A 16,813-nucleotide genomic window follows, 5' to 3' on the forward strand; every position below is an offset into this window, starting at 1 on the left:
CCTTGCTCTTCTTCCATATGCGAAGCGCGTTTGTTATCGGCAGAAACACCGCCGATCGCTTCACGCATCTTCGTATCCGCCATGACGTTATGCATGTTGTAATAATCCATGACACCGAGTTTGCCTTCGCGAAGTGCCATCGCCATCGCATGCGGTACTTCCGCTTCGGCTTCTACGACTTTGGCATTCATCTCTTGCGTATATGCTTTCATTTCTTGTTCTTTGGCAACAGCCATCGCACGACGTTCTTCGGCTTTTGCCTGTGCGATGCGTTTGTCTGCTTCGGCTTGGTCTGTCATCAGTTCCGCACCGATGTTGCGGCCGACATCGACATCGGCGATATCAATAGACAATATCTCGAACGCCGTTCCCGCATCAAGACCTTTGTCAAGAACGGTACGCGAGATATCATCAGGATTCGCGAGCACGTCTTTATGATCGTCCGACGAACCGACTGTCGTAACGATCCCTTCACCGACACGCGCGATGATCGTCGCTTCACCGGCACCACCGACAAGACGGTCGATGTTGGCGCGTACCGTAACACGCGCCTTGATCTTCAGCTCGATACCGTTCTGCGCCACAGCCGATACGACAGGCGTTTCGATAACTTTCGGATTAACGCTCATCTGTACTGCCTCGAGTACATCACGACCTGCAAGGTCGATCGCCGCCGAGCGTTCAAACGTAAGCGGTATCTGTGCACGATGTGCCGCAATAAGCGCATCGACGACGCGGTCTACGTTACCGCCTGCGAGGAAATGTGCTTCCAGCTGATTGACGTTGACCGTAAGGCCTGCTTTGTTCGCTTTGATAAGCGGAAGCACGATATTCGACGGCGGTACACGACGAAGACGCATCCCGATAAGCGTCATGATACCGACATGAACACCTGCCGCCATTGCGGATATCCACAGTCCGATCGGTACGAAGTGGAAGAAAAGACCGATACCCAATACGATCAGAATAAATACAAAACCTGTTCCCAATAAATCAAACAATCTCATGACCTCCTTTTATTTTACGCGGTGCACGACGATACGCATACCGACGGCTTCCGCTACAACGACACGTTCGCCTTCTTCGATGTAGGCACCCGTTGAAACGACATCATATATCTTGCCGTTGATCTCTACCTTACCCGAAGGACGAAGTTCTGCCGTAACGATGCCTTCCTTGCCGACGAGCATACCGTAGTCGTCCACACTATTATACCCTGCTTCAGCCGATTCTGTTTCGCGCAGAACAACACGTTCCCACAGCTTACTGCTCGGAAGTTTCGTCGCAATAAACGCGAACGCTATGACCGCCAAGACAAGACCCGCGAGCAGAACCTTAACGGCATCGATATCGCCGCCCATCGCCCAGATCAGGCTGACGAAGATACTGCTGATGCCCAGCACAGCAAAAAGTCCGACACCTGTGAAAAGGATCTCCATCAGAAGGAACAGCGTTCCCAAGAGGAACAGCCCGATCTCCCACCAGCCGACCGTACCGCTCTGCGATTGCGCATAGAAAAATATCCCTGCGCCCACCAGACCGATGATCGCACCGACACCCATACCGGCTGTCTTGATCTCTGTCAGGATCGCAATAAACACGACCGCTAAAAGAAGCACATTCATCATCGTATGAAGATCTGCAAAGATCGTCATAACCATGCCTCCCTTCTTTATTCGATTTTACACTGCATTTCCTTGGAAGCGATTCTTGGAAACGCTGCATGATATGATATACTTGCTTGGCTACAATATAACATTTTTTCAGAAGATTTACAATTTGAATTCCCTTTGATAAGCGATTCTTTTCCTATTTAAAGATACAAAAAAGCAGGTACAACATTCTGTACCTGCTTTTTTTATCATTTCTGCAGCAATTCGCGAACGATCGTGTTGACAAGCTTGCCATCTGCACGACCTTTGACCTTCGGCATCAACGCGGACATTACTTTGCCCATCTCTTTGACAGATGCTGCACCGACTTCAGCGATCGTATCTGCAACGACTTGACGAACTTCTTCTTCGCTCATTTGCTGTGGAAGATACGGCATCAATACCGCTACTTCCTGCTCGGCCTGCTCAACGAGGTCGGCGCGGTTGCCTTTTTTGAACTCTTCGATGGAATCTTTTCTCATCTTGACTTCTTTGGCAATAACGCCTGCGATCTCTTCTTCCGTCAGCTCTCTCTTCTTTTCGATTTCGAGGTTACTGATGTTGGCCCAGACCATACGAATAACAGAAAGACGAAGTTTGCCGGCTTCGCGAGCCTTCATAGCTTCTTTCTTATCTGCGTTCAATTGTTCTCTTAACGACATCGTAAGATGACCTCCTGCTGTGCGTTACGCTTTGAATTTACGTTTACGTGCAGCTTCGGATTTTTTCTTGCGTTTTACGCTCGGTTTTTCGTAGTGTTCACGTTTTCTTACTTCAGCCAAAGTACCAGCTTTCTGACACGTACGTTTAAAGCGGCGGAGCGCACTATCAATCGTTTCATTTTTTCCAACTTTAACTTCCGACATTTATTTCCCCTCCCTCCAAATTAAACACTGTTTCGGGAGTATATTTTTCATATACACTAATCCATTATACAAGAGCAAAATGCCTTTGTCAACATCAACCTGGCGGCCATTGCATACTTCTTCCGCCAATTAAGTGAAAATGTAAGTGATTGACCGTCTGACCGCCGTCCTCTTTCGTATTCGTTACGATACGGAAGCCTTTTTCGTCAACACCGAGGTCTGCAGCGACCTTTGCCATTACACGCATCATATGACCCATCAAAGATTCATCTTCTGCTGTCAAAGCAAGCACGCTGTCGATATGTTTTTTCGGGATCGCAAGTACATGAACAGGAGCCGCCGGGCTGATATCATGGAATACGATCATTTTGTCATCTTCGTATACAACATTGCTCGGGATCTCTTTCGCTGCGATCTTACAAAAAATGCAGTTGTTTTCCATTTCCCACGCACCTCCTTTCGTGTCATCACGACCTATTTGCATAATATCCATAGAATAATTCGCCCTTTCGGGCAAAAATCCTGCTTAATATTCAGATTATTTCACGACTGCCCACAAGCCCGCTTCTGTTACTTTCTGCGGACATACAGTAAGGAACGTGCCTTCTTCGGCTTGTCCTTCGGCATGAACACGAATATACTGCGGCGTCAGTCCTTCTATCCGTCCGTCTGTGCATCTCTCTACGAGAATCTCGACATCTTTACCGATCCACGTCGCGGCATAGTCTTGCGCTTTCTGTTCGGCAAGCTGTCCCATGCGATGCGCACGTTCTTTTTTGACCGATTCTTCGACTTGATTCGGATACGATGCGGCAGGCGTGCCTTTACGGCGCGAATACGGGAAGACGTGCATACCCGAAAGCGGAAGGGACTCGACATATTTGAGCGTTTCTTCAAATATCTCATCCGTTTCGCCGGGGAATCCGACGATGATATCGGTCGTGATAGCAAGGTCGGGGACTTCGGATAAGAGATGCGCGAGCAGGTCTTTGAACTCTGCCGCCGTATAGTGACGGTTCATCGCTTTGAGTACGACATCGTGACCCGCTTGCAAGGGCAAGTGGAGATGGTGACAGATACGGCCGTCTTCTTTCAAGAGCGCAAGCAATTTCGGCGATACTTCGATCGACTCCAAGGAACCGATGCGAAGACGTTTGATCCCGCCCGCATCGAGTACCGCCTGCGCCGCATCGGCAAGGTCGATATCGTCCGTCAAGTCGCGACCGTACGCACCGAGATGGATACCCGTCAAGACGATCTCATGGAATCCGCCCTCTGCCAAACGACGTGCTTCTTCGCGGATGCTGTCCACAGGACGCGAGCGAAGCGGTCCGCGCGTATACGGTATGATGCAGTACGTACAGAAGTTCGTACATCCTTCTTGTATCTTAAGAAAGGCGCGTGTACGAAGCGGCCATTCCGTGAGCGGAATATCCTCGAACGTATCGGCTTCCATAATATTACCGACGACGTCTTGCGTCTGACCGCTGGCCATCGCTTCTTCGACAAGCTCGACGATGCGACCGCGCTCGCGTGTGCCGATGACGACTCCGACGCCTTCCATAGCGCGTATCGTTTCTGCTTCTGCCTGCGCGTAGCAACCCGTTACCGCGACAACGGCCGCAGGGTTCATGCGATGCGCACGACGAATGAGCTGGCGCGATTTTTTCTCTCCGAGCTGTGTGACGGAGCATGTATTGATAACATAGACGTCTGCTTCTTCGCTGAACGAAACAAGCTCATAGCCGTGCGTCTTAAAGAGTCCTTCCATGCTTTCCGTTTCATATTGGTTGACTTTGCAACCGAGTGTTGCAAATGCTGCGCGACGCTGCATTTTATTTCCTCCTATTATTCCGCTCAAATCGCACCACCAAGCTCACCGTGTGCGTAGAGTACCATCGTCAAAGCGGCAAGAGATGCCGTTTCCGTCCGAAGGATACGACTGCCAAGTGAAACGGGATATGCGCCCATCTCTCGGCACAGTCTTGCTTCCTCGGGCGAAAATCCACCTTCGGGGCCGATGAGAACAGTATATTTTTCTGCTTGATGCGCCAAGAGTGCTTGGCGGAGTGTACGACCGTCTTCTGCTTCGTAGCAGAAGAGTACCGTTTCATCACCATCAACACGCGATAAAAATTCTTTCAGCGTGATGATGGGCTCGACTGTCGGCACAGCGGCACGTTTACATTGTTTGGCTGCTTCGTGGGCGATCTTTTGCCATCGTTCCACACGTTTTGCCTGCTTGTCTGCCGTATATTTGACGACACAATTTTCCGAGTTGATAGGCTGAATAGATATTGCACCAAGCTCGACTGCCTTTTGTACGATGAATTCCATCTTATCGCTCTTGGGCAGACATTGCGCAAGGCGAACTTTGACCATCGGCTCGGAATCGTCTTCGAGATATTCTATCAACGATAAGGTGACGACTTCATCGGTGATGGCAGTTATCTCTGCCTTTGCGGTATGCTCGTTTTCATCGGCAATAATGACATTGTCACCGACTGCCATACGAAGAACGCGTGCGATATGATGGGCATCCGTACCTGTCAGCTCCATCGTTTCGCTGATGATGCCATTTAAAAAAAATCTTCTCATTGTCCGTCACCACGGCGAAGGATCATCGCTGCCCAGTCGCCCGAACGTTCGATATGTTCTACGACCATGCCGTTTACCTCTGCCGATGCGATAACATCGTCGATGCGGTCTTGGATGATACCGCTCGTTATCATACGGCCGTCTTTTTTCAAGTGGCTCGGTGCATCGGGGAGAAGTCTGATGATGATATCGGCGATGATATTGGCAATAACGATATCCGCTTCGCCTTCAATACCTTTGAAGAGGTCGCCCTGTCTTGTCGTGATGATATCTTCCGTATGGTTTGCCGCAACATTTTCTGCGGCGATACGAACGGCAAGCTCATCGTAGTCAACGGCAAGAATTTTCGTTGCGCCGAGTTTTGCCGCCGCGATAGAGAGGACGCCCGAGCCTGTACCGATATCAAAAATTTCTTGATTCGGTTTTACGAGGCCTTCCAAGAGTCTAAGACACATTGCCGTCGTATGATGCGTGCCCGTGCCGAATGCCATGCCCGGGTCGAGGTCGAGTACGACTTCGCCTTCCTGCGCGTCGTATTCTTCCCAAGACGGTTTGATAACGATGCGTTCACCGACTTTTGTCGCATGGAAATATTCTTTCCACGAGTTTTCCCAGTCTTCTTCTTTGATCTCCTGCCACGTGATGATGCCTTTGCCTTTGTCGATGCCGTAGTTCGCGAGTTCTTCGACACGCGCTTTGAAACGGCTCATTTTGTCTTCGAGTTCTGCATTGATGATAAGATATGCTTTGACCGTTACAACGCTGTTGTCTTCCGCTTCGGGAATACCGCAATAGTCCCATACACCCGAGCGACGATATTCTTCGATCAATTCGGGATCCTCGATGACAACGCCCGTTGCACCTACTTCATGAAATATCTCCGCAACGGCTTCTGTTGCTTCATGTGTCGTTTGTATGCTGATTTCTGCCCAGCTCATAGTGGATTCGCTCCTTTTTGCCATCGATTACATACGACAACTGCCGAGAGATAAGATCATCTCTCGGCTGCTGTTTTCTTAGTTATTGCCTTTGAATAAGTCTTCTAATTTTTTGAAGAACGAACGCTGTTCGGGATTGACGTTGGAACCGCCTTCTTTTGCGAATTCTCTCAAGAGTTCCTTCTGGCGATCGTTAAGTTTTTGCGGTGTCAATACTTTGACACGTACATGCTGGTCACCGCGTCTGCCCTGTCCGCGAAGATACGGGATACCTCTGCCTTTCATGCGAAGGATCGTACCGGACTGCGTACCTGCGGGTATCTTCATTTTTACTTTGCCGTCGAGTGTCGGTACTTCGATCTCGTCACCGAGCGAAGCCTGTACGAACGTGACAGGTACTTCGCAGACGACATCGTTGTCGTTGCGGACGAACAGTTTGTGCGGACGAACGTAGATGTATACGTAGAGGTCGCCGCTCGGGCCTCCGCGAAGGCCTGCTTCACCCTCACCGCTCACGCGCAGACGCGAACCGCTGTCAACACCTGCGGGAACTTTGATGTGAATGCTTCTTCTTGCTTTGACCGTACCTCTGCCGCGGCAGTCTTTACACGGATTTTTGATGATCTGACCCGTACCGCCGCAATGGTCGCAGGCGCGGACGCTTGCCATTCTGCCAAACGGTGTGTTCTGCATGAACTGCACTTGACCGCTGCCGTGACAGACAGAGCAAGTTTCGGGCTGCGATCCCGGTGCACTGCCTGTACCGCTGCACGTTTTACACGTTTCGGTACGCGGGATCTGTACGTCTTTTTCCGTACCGAATGCCGCTTCTTCAAATGTGATCTCCATATCATAACGGAGGTCTGCACCGCGTTCGGGGCCGTTGCGGCGTGCGCCGCCACCGAATCCGCCTTGACCGAAGATATCGCCGAAGATATCGCCGAATCCGCCAAAGCCGCCAAAACCTCCACCGAAGCCACCGCCGCCGAAGCCGCCTTGACCACCGCCCTGCGACGGATCGAATGCGGCATGGCCGAACTGGTCATACTGTGCACGTTTTTCCGAATTGGACAGTACTTCGTAGGCTTCGTTTGCTTCTTTGAACTTTTCTTCTGCTGCTTTCGGGTCGTCACGATTCATATCGGGATGGTATTTTCGTGCCAACTTACGGAAAGCCTTTTTGATCTCGTCCTCGGACGCGCCTTTTTCTACGCCGAGCACCTCATAATAATCGCGTTTACTCACTTTGCACCACCCAAATTCTTATCGAAAATCAAGCACGACAGGACTCCGCTTACAAGCGGAGCCCTTTGTCATACTGTTTCTTATTTTTTCTCGTCGTCTACAACGGTGTAATCTGCGTCTACGACATCATCTTTTGCCTGCTGTGCGCCTGCGCCCGGAGCCTGCTGGCCGTCCTGCTGTGCACCTGCTGCCTGGTATGCTGCCGATGCCATTTCGTTGATGACTGCCATGAGTGCATCCGTATCAGCTTTGATCGCTGCGGAGTCTGTTCCTTTGAGCGATTCTTTGAGTTTGTCAACGCCTGCCTGTACTTTGCTTACGAGGCCTGCATCAGCTTTGTCGCCGAGGTCTTTGATCGCTTTTTCAGCTTGGTATACAAGACTATCGCCGTTGTTTCTGATCTCGATCTCTTCTTTGCGTTTTTTATCTTCAGCCGCATGAGCTTCTGCTTCTTTGACCATTTTTTCGATATCTTCCTGGCTCATTGCACCGGAGGAAGTGATCGTGATCTTCTGTTCTTTGCCCGTACCGAGGTCTTTCGCCGATACGTGTACGATACCGTTGGCATCGATATCGAACGTAACTTCGATACGCGGTACTCCGCGCGGTGCCGGCGGAATGTCGGAGAGTTCAAAGCGACCGAGCGTTTTGTTGTCGGCTGCCATTTCACGTTCACCCTGGAGAACATGGATATCTACGGACGGCTGATTGTCTGCTGCCGTGGAGAATACCTGGCTTTTTTTCGTCGGGATCGTCGTATTGCGTTCGATGATTTTCGTGCATACGCCACCGAGCGTTTCGATACCGAGGGAGAGCGGCGTTACGTCGAGAAGAAGTACGTCTTTGACATCGCCTGCGAGTACACCTGCTTGGATAGCCGCGCCGACTGCAACGCATTCGTCCGGGTTGATACCGCGGTGCGGTTCTTTGCCCAAGTATTTTTTGATGGCATCCTGTACAGCAGGAATACGGCTCGAACCACCAACGAGGATGATCTTAGCGATATCGCTCGGTTCAAGCCCTGCGTCTTTGAGTGCCTGACGAGTCGGTGCCATCGTAGCTTCTACGAGGTCTGCCGTAAGTTCATCGAATTTGGCACGGCTGAGGTTGAGGTCCAAATGTTTCGGACCCGTAGCGTCTGCCGTGATGAACGGAAGGTTGATGTTCGTCGTCATGACTGTGGAGAGCTCGATTTTTGCTTTTTCTGCCGCTTCACGCAAGCGCTGGAGAGCCATTTTGTCTGCGGAGAGGTCGATGCCGTTTTCTTTTTTGAATTCAGCGATCATCCAGTTCATTACTTTTTCGTCGAAGTCGTCACCACCAAGACGGTTGTTGCCGCTCGTTGCTTTTACTTCGAATACACCGTCAGCGAGTTCGAGGATGGATACGTCGAACGTACCGCCGCCGAGGTCGAATACGAGAACCGTCTGGTCGTCTACTTTGTCCATACCGTATGCGAGAGCTGCTGCTGTCGGTTCGTTGATGATACGGAGAACTTCAAGGCCTGCGATCTTACCGGCATCTTTCGTTGCCTGACGCTGGCTGTCATTGAAGTATGCAGGAACCGTGATAACTGCCTGCGTTACCGTCGTGCCGAGATATGCTTCTGCATCGGCTTTGAGTTTCTGGAGAACCATTGCCGAGATCTCTTGCGGCGAGTAGTTTTTGTCTTCGATGGATACTTTGTAGTTGGTACCCATTTCACGTTTGATAGAGCTGATCGTACGATCAGGGTTCGATACAGCCTGACGTTTTGCAAGCTGACCTACAAGACGTTCGCCCGTTTTGGAGAAACCTACGACGGACGGAGTGATGCGGCTGCCTTCCGTATTCGTGATAACGGTCGGTTCGCCACCTTCCATAACTGCTACTACCGAGTTTGTTGTACCTAAGTCTATACCAATTACTTTAGACATAATGATAATCCCCTTTCATTTCTGCTTATCTTAATTTATTGGAAACTTACTTTAACCATGCTTGGACGAATCGTTTTACCTTTGACCATATAGCCTTTTTGCAGTTCCTGCAAGATCGTGCCATCGGGTTTTTCGGTATTTTCTTCGCGCATAACGGCTTGGTGAAAGTTCGGATCAAACTGTGCATCTTCCGTGTTGATGGCTTCGAGACCGTTCTGCTCGAGGATCGATACGAACTGTCTGTTGACCATCTCTACGCCTGCGCGGATGCTGTCTGCATCTTGGCCTGTGGCCGCAAGCGCACGTTCAAAATTGTCTACGACCGGCAAGAGGTCTGCAATTAAGTCCTGCGTTACCTGAATAGACAATTCCGATTTTTCTTTTTGCGTTCTGCGACGATAATTGTCGTAGTCGGCTTGCAAGCGAAGATAGCGGTCTTTTTGTTCTTCGAGCTCAGCTTGGAGAATGACGAGCTGCTCTTTCACTTGCTGCAGTTCGCTTACTTCGGCAGTCGCTGCCTCTTCGGCAACCTCTGCAGCTTCAGTCGACTGCAATATCTCTTTTTCTTGTTCTGTCATGTAGCGTTTCTCCCTCACTCATATCTGTCTTCTATCGTCTGCGGTCTCATGCGAACGATGGCGTTCACCTTTAGGATCGCCGATGCTACTTCACTCGCCGCCTTGATGGCTTGTCGTTTGACAAGTGCCGAGTCAAGGACACCAAGCTTCTTCATATCGGCGGGATTGCCATTGTCACAGTCAAAACCGTATTGATCGGTTTTATATTCCTGCTGGCATGATAATACTGCTTCCGCTTTTTCCAGCGGATGATACCCTGCGTTGCGGATCATCTGATAGACAGGTTCCAAGAGTGCACGTTTCACACAATCCATACCGTATCCCGTCATATCACAGACGCTCGCGCGTTTTTGTTCGAGGGCTCTTGCCAGAGCGATCTCTGCTGCACCGCCGCCCGATACCCAGCCTCCGCGTAGTGCGCTCTGCACCGCGGATACGGCATCTTGTGTGATGCGTTTTTTCTCCTCTGCCAGGTCTGCAGTCGGCGCTCCGACAATGATCGTTGCCATCGGCTGACCCTTGCCTCCCGCCACACGAACTTGCTGTTTGCCTTCGTCCCGACTGATGTGCTTGACTTCGCCTAATGCATCTTGCCACACTTCGATCGGTCTTGACAGCATCGTTCGTTTGAGCGGTCTTGCCTTTGTATGGAGCAGGATGCGTTTCCACTCGCATGCATCTACCCTCGCCATTGTGAGGATACCTGCTTCGGAGAGGATGGCTTCTGCCATCGGATCGATACCGCGGTCGGCGATAACAAGACCGACACCTGCCTCAACGAGCCTTGTGACTCCCTTGCAGAATTCTTCTTGCAGGAGAAGATATCTCTGTGCTCCGATCTCTGTACGAAGCGCGTCACGTTCCATGCGCATCGGTTCAAGTGCATCGTCGAATACTGCTATCCGAACGCGTTTCTTCTCGATAGGCTGTACGTGATTCATGTAACCTGTGCAGAGCGTGACACCTGCTGTCACCTCTGTTTCTGCGCCGACTTCCGACGTGACCCAATCGGCAAGACGAATATCATCTCCTATGATGCGGTCGCGTCCTATCACATCGACGGCGCACATCGCCGCGTCTGCGACTTGTGCGTTTTGCCGTCCGGCGGTCTTTGCCAACCGATACAGCTCTTCATCACTTGCTTCTTTGTGCGACATCGCGTCAAGCACCTCCGTCACATAAGAAGCGGCTTTGGCGATCCCTTCCGTTACTTTCGTAACGGGGACGCCTTTTGCTATCTGGCGGATACCTTCCTCCACCATCGCACCTGCCAGCACCGTCGCTGTCGTCGTTCCGTCGCCGACCGCATCTTTTTGTGCGCGGGCGGTATGGATCAAGAGCCGTGCTATCGGGTGATGAATCTCCATTTGTTCGAGGATCGTTGCCCCATCGTTCGTGATGATGACATTGCCCTCTTTGTCTATCAGCATCGTATCAAGACCTTTCGGCCCGATCGTGCCTTCTACTGCTGCGACGACTGCCCGTACTGCTTGCGCATTGACTTCAAGCGCGGACTTTATTTCATCGCGAGCATGTTTTGTTTCTTCCATATCAACAGCTCCTCAACTTCGCTTATCCGCGGTAGCCTTTTAACAGGTTACCGAGATGCGTGTGCATGAACTTGAGAAGTGCGATGATACGACCGTATTCCATACGTGTCGGGCCGAGAACGGCGACCTTGCCGACGACTTCACCGTCGATGCGGTATGTTGCCTGTACGACACTGCAATTATGAATGTCACTGCACTTGTTCTCTTGGCCAATCTTTACTATGATACCATCTTCTGCGCCTTCTTGCAAAATATCGTTAAGACGCGATTCTTCTTCCAAGACAGAGAGCATCGTCTGTATCTTGTCGACGTTGCGGAACTCCGGTTGCTGAAGCATCTGTGTCGTACCGCCCAAGTAGACTTTTTCTTTCTGGCGGGCAGTCATAACATCCATGATCGTGTCGATGGCTGATGTCACCATCTTCTCGTTCGGAATGATCTCGTCACGAGCCTGTTCTACGATCGAACGCTTGATCGCACCGATCGACATCCCGCTCAAACGGCGGTTGATGCTTTCACTGATGCGGCGAAGGTCTTCTTCCGTTGCGCCTTCGGGAATCATCATGATCTTATTATCGACGTATCCCGTATCAGTCACGATGACGGCGATGACACGCTGTTCATCGAGCGGAAGAAATTGCAGATATTTGAACTTACAGCCCGTAAGCTGTGGTGCGGATACCAATGAAATATTATGCGTCATATGAGAAATCATGCGCGCCGTTTCTTGGAAAACCTCTTCCATCTTGAGCGACTTCGCCTGATACCATCTGGTCAGCATTTCTCTGTCCTCTTCCGATACACTCATCGGCGCAAGAAGCGAATCAACATAGAAACGATACCCCTTCTCGGACGGAACGCGTCCCGAAGAAGTATGGAGCTGTTCAATAAAGCCGAGAAGCTCGAGGTCTGCCATCTCGTTACGGATGGTAGCAGGCCCGACACCGAGATTATATTTTCTGGCGATCGTACGCGACCCGACAGGCTCGGCAGTCAAGATATAGTCATTGATAATTGCTTGAAGTATCTTTTTCTTTCTTTCATCTAACATGGCTGTTCGCTCCTGTTGTTAGCACTCAACGAGTGCGAGTGCTAATTTCTAATAAAAAAATACCACCATTGCGGTGGAATGTCAAGCAAAATGAACAAAAATGCCCAATTTTTTTCATACAAATTGGGCAAATACACGGTTGCCGTACTTCATGCCGAGTTTCGTCAGGCGAATATATCGTCCGTCCTTTGTAAGCAGGCCTTCCGTCATCATTCTGTTTATAATATCTCCGTATTGCGCAAAAAAATCCATGCCGAACGTCTTTTGAAAATCTTCCGTATCGACACCTTGTACCGTACGAAGCGCGAGGAATACATATTCTCCTCTGAGTTCTTCCATCGTTTCGTCTTCATCACCAAGGCGTGCGGTGCCTTCTTTTGTCATACGGCGGATATAGTCGTCGATACTGCGTTCGTTGGCAAATCGCTTGCCGCCTACGAACGAATGTGCCGCCGAACCGAAGCCGAGATAGTCGGCGAACTGCCAGTATTTCAGATTGTGTCGGCAGACTTTGCCGCCTTTGGCATAGTTCGATATCTCGTAGCGATGATAGCCGATCTCTTCTAAGTACGTCGTGACATGATCGTACATCGCTTCTTCGTCTTCATCGCTCGGCAAAGTAACTTTTTCTTCTTCGACCATCTGCTCAAGCACAGTATCTTCTTCAACGATCAGCCCGTAGACAGATATATGCTCGATGCCGAGCGATACTGCCCGCTTTACATCATTTTGGAGCATCTCGACCGTCTGGCTCGGCAGTCCGTAGATAAGGTCAAGATTGATGTTATCGAAGCCTGCTTCTCTCGCAAGCATGATAGCGTCTGTCGCCTGTTCAGCCGTGTGTATCCTGCCGATACTGCGAAGCAGACTGTCATGAAACGATTGCACGCCGAAGCTGATGCGATTGATGCCTGCTTTTCTCCATGCAGTAAGCTTCTCCCTATCTACCGTACCGGGATTGGCTTCTGCGCTGATCTCAGCATCGTCTGCAAGCGTAAACGAGTTGCCAAGTGCCTTGATGATACGCGGCAGAGCTTCTTTCGGCAGAACAGACGGCGTCCCCCCGCCGAAAAAGACGGTATCGACTACTCTTTCCTGATAAGCCTCACCCGCCCGCCGTATTTCAAAGAGAAGCGCGTCAAGATAGTTATCCTGACACGCTTCTTTGCCTGCATACGATGGGAAGTCGCAATAGTAGCATTTTTGCTTGCAAAACGGAATATGGATATAGATTCCGAGTTTCATATGCGTCACCCTAGTCGTCGATTTTTAAAATCGCCATGAATGCTTCCTGCGGTACTTCTACACTGCCGACTTGCTTCATGCGTTTTTTACCTTCTTTTTGTTTTTCGAGGAGCTTACGTTTACGCGTGATGTCACCGCCGTAACATTTCGCAAGAACGTCTTTGCGCATCGCACGAACCGTTTCACGTGCGATGACTTTACTGCCGACAACAGCCTGGATCGGGATCTCGAACATCTGTCGCGGAATGATGCCCTTGAGTTTTTCGGCGAGCGTACGACCGCGCTGTGCGGCTTTGTCTTTATGTACGATGACCGAGAGCGCATCGACAGGGTCGCCGTTTAAGAGGATATCAAGTTTGACGAGTTTGGACGTCTGATATCCGCAGAGCTCATAGTCGAGCGACGCATAACCGCGCGTAGAGGATTTGAGTCTGTCGAAGTAGTCGTAGATGATCTCACTGAGCGGCAAGTGGTATACGACTGTTACGCGCGTTTCGTCGAGATAGGTGATCTCTTTGAATTCACCGCGTTTTTCCTGCGACAGTTCCATGACCGTGCCGACGAAATCGTTCGGGACGATGACCGATGCGCGAACGTACGGTTCGTCGATATGGTCGATCTGCTGCGGCGACGGGAGGTCTGACGGGTTGTCGATCTTAATCATTTCGCCGTCTGTTTTGTATACGTGATAGATTACGCTCGGTGCCGTCGTGATGAGGTTGAGCTTGTACTCACGTTCAAGACGTTCTTGAACGACGTCCATATGGAGAAGTCCGAGGAATCCGCAGCGGTAGCCGAAGCCGAGTGCCGCCGAAGTTTCAGGCTCGAATACGAGCGAAGCATCGTTGAGCTGGAGTTTTTCAAGCGCATCTTTGAGCGCATCATAATCGGCCGTATCGACCGGATACAGACCGCAGTATACCATCGGTGTGACTTTACGATAGCCGGGGAGTGCTTCTGCGGCAGGGTTGTCCACGCTTGTGATCGTATCGCCGACACGTACGTCTTGTACGTTCTTGATACTGCCTGCGACGAAGCCTACCTGACCTGCATCAAGGCCGTCTACGTTTGCCAAGTGCGGGCGGAATACGCCGACTTCCGTTACGTCGAACGTCTTTTTCGTCGCCATCATTTTGAGCTGCATGCCCGGTTTGATCGTACCGTCCATAACGCGCACGTACGCGATAACGCCTTTGTACGCATCGAAATGCGAGTCAAAGATGAGTGCTTGGAGCGGTTTGTCGTCGTCACCTTTCGGTTCGGGCACGTATTCTACGATACGTTCTAAGATATCGGGGATACCTTCACCCGTTTTGGCACTGGCAAGCACAGCGTTCGAGGTGTCAAGACCGATGACATCTTCGATCTCCTGCATGACACGGTCGGGGTCTGCGCTCGGCAAGTCTATTTTATTGATGATAGGAATAATTTCAAGATCATGTTCGAGTGCGAGGTATACGTTGGCAAGTGTCTGCGCTTCGATACCCTGCGCCGCATCGACGATAAGAAGTGCGCCTTCGCATGCCGCAAGAGAACGCGATACTTCGTACGTGAAGTCGACGTGACCCGGGGTGTCGATCAAGTTGAGCATATACGTTTCGCCGTCTTTTGCCGTATATTGAAGTCGTACGGACTGCGCTTTGATCGTGATACCGCGTTCACGTTCGAGATCCATCGAGTCGAGGACCTGCGATTCCATTTCTCGTTTCGAGAGTGCTCCTGTATATTCAATCAAACGGTCGGCAATCGTCGATTTGCCGTGGTCGATATGTGCGATGATACAAAAATTACGAATGTTTTTCTTGTTCACGAAAACCGTTCCTCCTATTATTGCGCCTATCGAGTAAGAGGCGAGCATAGCTTCTCACTGACATTTGATGTTAATTATACTATGAATTACGATTTTTTGAAATACCCTCTTACAAATTCCGTCTTGTTTCCTTCTATCTAATTATCTCACCATACATCCCACATCGACTGCATGAAGTCGGCACCCTTCTCATACCCATCCTCGATCGCTCGTACGACACCATCTCTGCCGTCCGTCAGATTATAGTCGAGTCCGCCCGCTTCCATGATAAGGTCACCGTCATGGTTCCACGATACGGCAGGATATACATCGCCCATCCATACGATATCGATCGCCTTGTCGTGGACTTGCCAGCCATATACACGCACTTCGGCGATCCCGTCACGCATATCGCGTACCTGATAGTCTGCCGCGCCAAGCCCGACCGCCATCGCGACTATGAATAAGAAGATATGCCGAACCATGCTACGACCTCCTTTTCATCGTTCCGACAAAAGCTGTGCCAATACATCGGCGAACAATTTCATGCTCCGCATCGCTTCACCCTTGCTGGTTTCGTGTGAACCGATCTCCAAAAGGAGCGCGTGCGGATGCAAATGTTGATTGTATCGCCATTTCGTCAGCTGTATACCTGCCGACAATCCCGGATACATCTCTTCCATCTTCTGCTCGATCGCCTTCGCCAAACGATAGTTCTCCTGCCAATGCGGCTGCGGCAGACCGTCTTGTCCCTGCGCGACGACGATAAGTACCTTCGCTGCCGTCTTGCCGTCTATCGTCACCGCTACGCTGTCACGCTTGGACGCATCACGATGGATATCGAACAGAACATCGAGCGACGGATATGCTCCGATCATCTCGCTCGCCGTTTTTTCCGATGCGCCGTATGCCTGCATAAAATTCGGATAGTCATGCACCGTTTTGCTTTGGACGGCACGTACGCCTTTTTCTGCCAAGGATCGTGCCAAAAACTCGCCCACTTCAACGATCTCACCGCATTGACCGCCCGCCGCGTGCGATTTACCGAAGCTCGGCACGAACGATTCTGCCGTATGCGTATGATAAATGCCAACACGCACCTCGCCTGTCGCCTTCGGCATAAATATCGGTGCATCTTGCGATTCGGTCTTGCTTACCGACCGAACAGGCGACTCTTGTATATGCGGAAACTGCACCGATATGACCGATACCAAGTTATCTGTCCGCACGCCCGTACCGACAGCTATCATCTCACCAAGCCACCTGACGATCTCCGATCTCAAGCCTTCGCCCCTGCCGTAATAGGCAGACATCGTCGGCATCACAGTCATCAGGCTTTCTTTTCCCGTAGGTAAAAGCCCCTGCGTATCTGCTTGCACTACCCG

The 16,813-nt window shown here is 50.7% G+C and carries 17 protein-coding genes; all 17 read right to left on the reverse strand.

The window, feature by feature from the left end; all coding sequences use genetic code 11:
* A partial coding sequence (gene floA, locus IJN28_01615; GenBank protein MBQ6712471.1) for a flotillin-like protein FloA occupies nucleotides 1–1,007 on the reverse strand: 1,007 nt, incomplete at its 3' end.
* A gap of 9 nt (nucleotides 1,008–1,016) precedes the next feature.
* Nucleotides 1,017–1,655: a serine protease gene (locus tag IJN28_01620; GenBank protein ID MBQ6712472.1), complete on the reverse strand. Its 639-nt coding sequence runs from the start codon at nucleotides 1,653–1,655 to the stop codon at nucleotides 1,017–1,019.
* A 206-nt stretch (nucleotides 1,656–1,861) separates the two neighbouring features.
* Nucleotides 1,862–2,314: a GatB/YqeY domain-containing protein gene (locus tag IJN28_01625; GenBank protein ID MBQ6712473.1), complete on the reverse strand. Its 453-nt coding sequence runs from the start codon at nucleotides 2,312–2,314 to the stop codon at nucleotides 1,862–1,864.
* 24 nt (nucleotides 2,315–2,338) lie between these two features.
* Nucleotides 2,339–2,518 (reverse strand): 30S ribosomal protein S21, encoded by a 180-nt coding sequence (locus IJN28_01630; protein ID MBQ6712474.1) that lies wholly within the window; start codon nucleotides 2,516–2,518, stop codon nucleotides 2,339–2,341.
* 94 nt (nucleotides 2,519–2,612) lie between these two features.
* Nucleotides 2,613–2,960 carry a histidine triad nucleotide-binding protein gene (locus IJN28_01635; GenBank protein MBQ6712475.1) on the reverse strand — a complete coding sequence of 116 codons (348 nt, stop codon included), beginning with the start codon at nucleotides 2,958–2,960 and terminating at the stop codon, nucleotides 2,613–2,615.
* Nucleotides 2,961–3,056: 96 nt separating this feature from the next.
* The gene (gene mtaB, locus IJN28_01640) at nucleotides 3,057–4,352 is read right to left on the reverse strand and encodes a tRNA (N(6)-L-threonylcarbamoyladenosine(37)-C(2))-methylthiotransferase MtaB (protein ID MBQ6712476.1); all 1,296 of its coding nucleotides are present in this window, start codon (nucleotides 4,350–4,352) and stop codon (nucleotides 3,057–3,059) included.
* Between the two features lie 23 nt (nucleotides 4,353–4,375).
* Nucleotides 4,376–5,116: a 16S rRNA (uracil(1498)-N(3))-methyltransferase gene (locus IJN28_01645; protein MBQ6712477.1), complete on the reverse strand. Its 741-nt coding sequence runs from the start codon at nucleotides 5,114–5,116 to the stop codon at nucleotides 4,376–4,378.
* On the reverse strand, nucleotides 5,113–6,054 hold the full coding sequence (prmA, locus tag IJN28_01650) for a 50S ribosomal protein L11 methyltransferase (GenBank protein ID MBQ6712478.1): 942 nt from the start codon (nucleotides 6,052–6,054) through the stop codon (nucleotides 5,113–5,115). The genes IJN28_01645 and prmA overlap by 4 nt, the downstream gene beginning before the upstream one ends.
* A gap of 78 nt (nucleotides 6,055–6,132) precedes the next feature.
* Nucleotides 6,133–7,299 (reverse strand): molecular chaperone DnaJ, encoded by a 1,167-nt coding sequence (gene dnaJ / locus IJN28_01655; protein ID MBQ6712479.1) that lies wholly within the window; start codon nucleotides 7,297–7,299, stop codon nucleotides 6,133–6,135.
* Nucleotides 7,300–7,379: 80 nt separating this feature from the next.
* Entirely contained in the window at nucleotides 7,380–9,215 is a 1,836-nt protein-coding gene (gene dnaK, locus IJN28_01660; GenBank protein MBQ6712480.1) for a molecular chaperone DnaK, read from the reverse strand.
* Between the two features lie 35 nt (nucleotides 9,216–9,250).
* Nucleotides 9,251–9,793 (reverse strand): nucleotide exchange factor GrpE, encoded by a 543-nt coding sequence (gene grpE / locus IJN28_01665; GenBank protein MBQ6712481.1) that lies wholly within the window; start codon nucleotides 9,791–9,793, stop codon nucleotides 9,251–9,253.
* A gap of 14 nt (nucleotides 9,794–9,807) precedes the next feature.
* Nucleotides 9,808–11,343 carry a TCP-1/cpn60 chaperonin family protein gene (locus tag IJN28_01670; GenBank protein ID MBQ6712482.1) on the reverse strand — a complete coding sequence of 512 codons (1,536 nt, stop codon included), beginning with the start codon at nucleotides 11,341–11,343 and terminating at the stop codon, nucleotides 9,808–9,810.
* Nucleotides 11,344–11,365: 22 nt separating this feature from the next.
* Nucleotides 11,366–12,394 carry a heat-inducible transcription repressor HrcA gene (gene hrcA, locus IJN28_01675; GenBank protein MBQ6712483.1) on the reverse strand — a complete coding sequence of 343 codons (1,029 nt, stop codon included), beginning with the start codon at nucleotides 12,392–12,394 and terminating at the stop codon, nucleotides 11,366–11,368.
* A gap of 114 nt (nucleotides 12,395–12,508) precedes the next feature.
* Nucleotides 12,509–13,639 carry an oxygen-independent coproporphyrinogen III oxidase gene (locus tag IJN28_01680; protein ID MBQ6712484.1) on the reverse strand — a complete coding sequence of 377 codons (1,131 nt, stop codon included), beginning with the start codon at nucleotides 13,637–13,639 and terminating at the stop codon, nucleotides 12,509–12,511.
* Nucleotides 13,640–13,649: 10 nt separating this feature from the next.
* Complete coding sequence (gene lepA, locus IJN28_01685; protein ID MBQ6712485.1) at nucleotides 13,650–15,497, reverse strand: translation elongation factor 4; 1,848 nt, start codon at nucleotides 15,495–15,497, stop codon at nucleotides 13,650–13,652.
* 98 nt (nucleotides 15,498–15,595) lie between these two features.
* A complete protein-coding gene (locus tag IJN28_01690; GenBank protein MBQ6712486.1) occupies nucleotides 15,596–15,913 on the reverse strand; it encodes a hypothetical protein in 318 nt (105 codons plus the stop codon).
* 15 nt (nucleotides 15,914–15,928) lie between these two features.
* On the reverse strand, nucleotides 15,929–16,813 hold an 885-nt coding region (locus tag IJN28_01695), incomplete at its 5' end, for a stage II sporulation protein P (GenBank protein ID MBQ6712487.1).

The sequence above is a fragment of the Selenomonadales bacterium genome, assembly GCA_017442105.1.
Taxonomy (GTDB): domain Bacteria; phylum Bacillota; class Negativicutes; order RGIG982; family RGIG982; genus RGIG982.

Bases quoted from the DNA above. Each gene is read 5' to 3' on its own strand.
- IJN28_01620 (MBQ6712472.1), bottom strand. From the start codon at position 1,655: ATGACGATCTTTGCAGATCTTCATACGATGATGAATGTGCTTCTTTTA.
- IJN28_01625 (MBQ6712473.1), bottom strand. From the start codon at position 2,314: ATGTCGTTAAGAGAACAATTGAACGCAGATAAGAAAGAAGCTATGAAG.
- IJN28_01630 (MBQ6712474.1), bottom strand. From the start codon at position 2,518: ATGTCGGAAGTTAAAGTTGGAAAAAATGAAACGATTGATAGTGCGCTC.
- IJN28_01635 (MBQ6712475.1), bottom strand. From the start codon at position 2,960: ATGGAAAACAACTGCATTTTTTGTAAGATCGCAGCGAAAGAGATCCCG.
- mtaB (MBQ6712476.1), bottom strand. From the start codon at position 4,352: ATGCAGCGTCGCGCAGCATTTGCAACACTCGGTTGCAAAGTCAACCAA.
- IJN28_01645 (MBQ6712477.1), bottom strand. From the start codon at position 5,116: ATGAGAAGATTTTTTTTAAATGGCATCATCAGCGAAACGATGGAGCTG.
- prmA (MBQ6712478.1), bottom strand. From the start codon at position 6,054: ATGAGCTGGGCAGAAATCAGCATACAAACGACACATGAAGCAACAGAA.
- dnaK (MBQ6712480.1), bottom strand. From the start codon at position 9,215: ATGTCTAAAGTAATTGGTATAGACTTAGGTACAACAAACTCGGTAGTA.
- grpE (MBQ6712481.1), bottom strand. From the start codon at position 9,793: ATGACAGAACAAGAAAAAGAGATATTGCAGTCGACTGAAGCTGCAGAG.
- IJN28_01670 (MBQ6712482.1), bottom strand. From the start codon at position 11,343: ATGGAAGAAACAAAACATGCTCGCGATGAAATAAAGTCCGCGCTTGAA.
- hrcA (MBQ6712483.1), bottom strand. From the start codon at position 12,394: ATGTTAGATGAAAGAAAGAAAAAGATACTTCAAGCAATTATCAATGAC.
- IJN28_01680 (MBQ6712484.1), bottom strand. From the start codon at position 13,639: ATGAAACTCGGAATCTATATCCATATTCCGTTTTGCAAGCAAAAATGC.
- lepA (MBQ6712485.1), bottom strand. From the start codon at position 15,497: ATGCTCGCCTCTTACTCGATAGGCGCAATAATAGGAGGAACGGTTTTC.
- IJN28_01690 (MBQ6712486.1), bottom strand. From the start codon at position 15,913: ATGGTTCGGCATATCTTCTTATTCATAGTCGCGATGGCGGTCGGGCTT.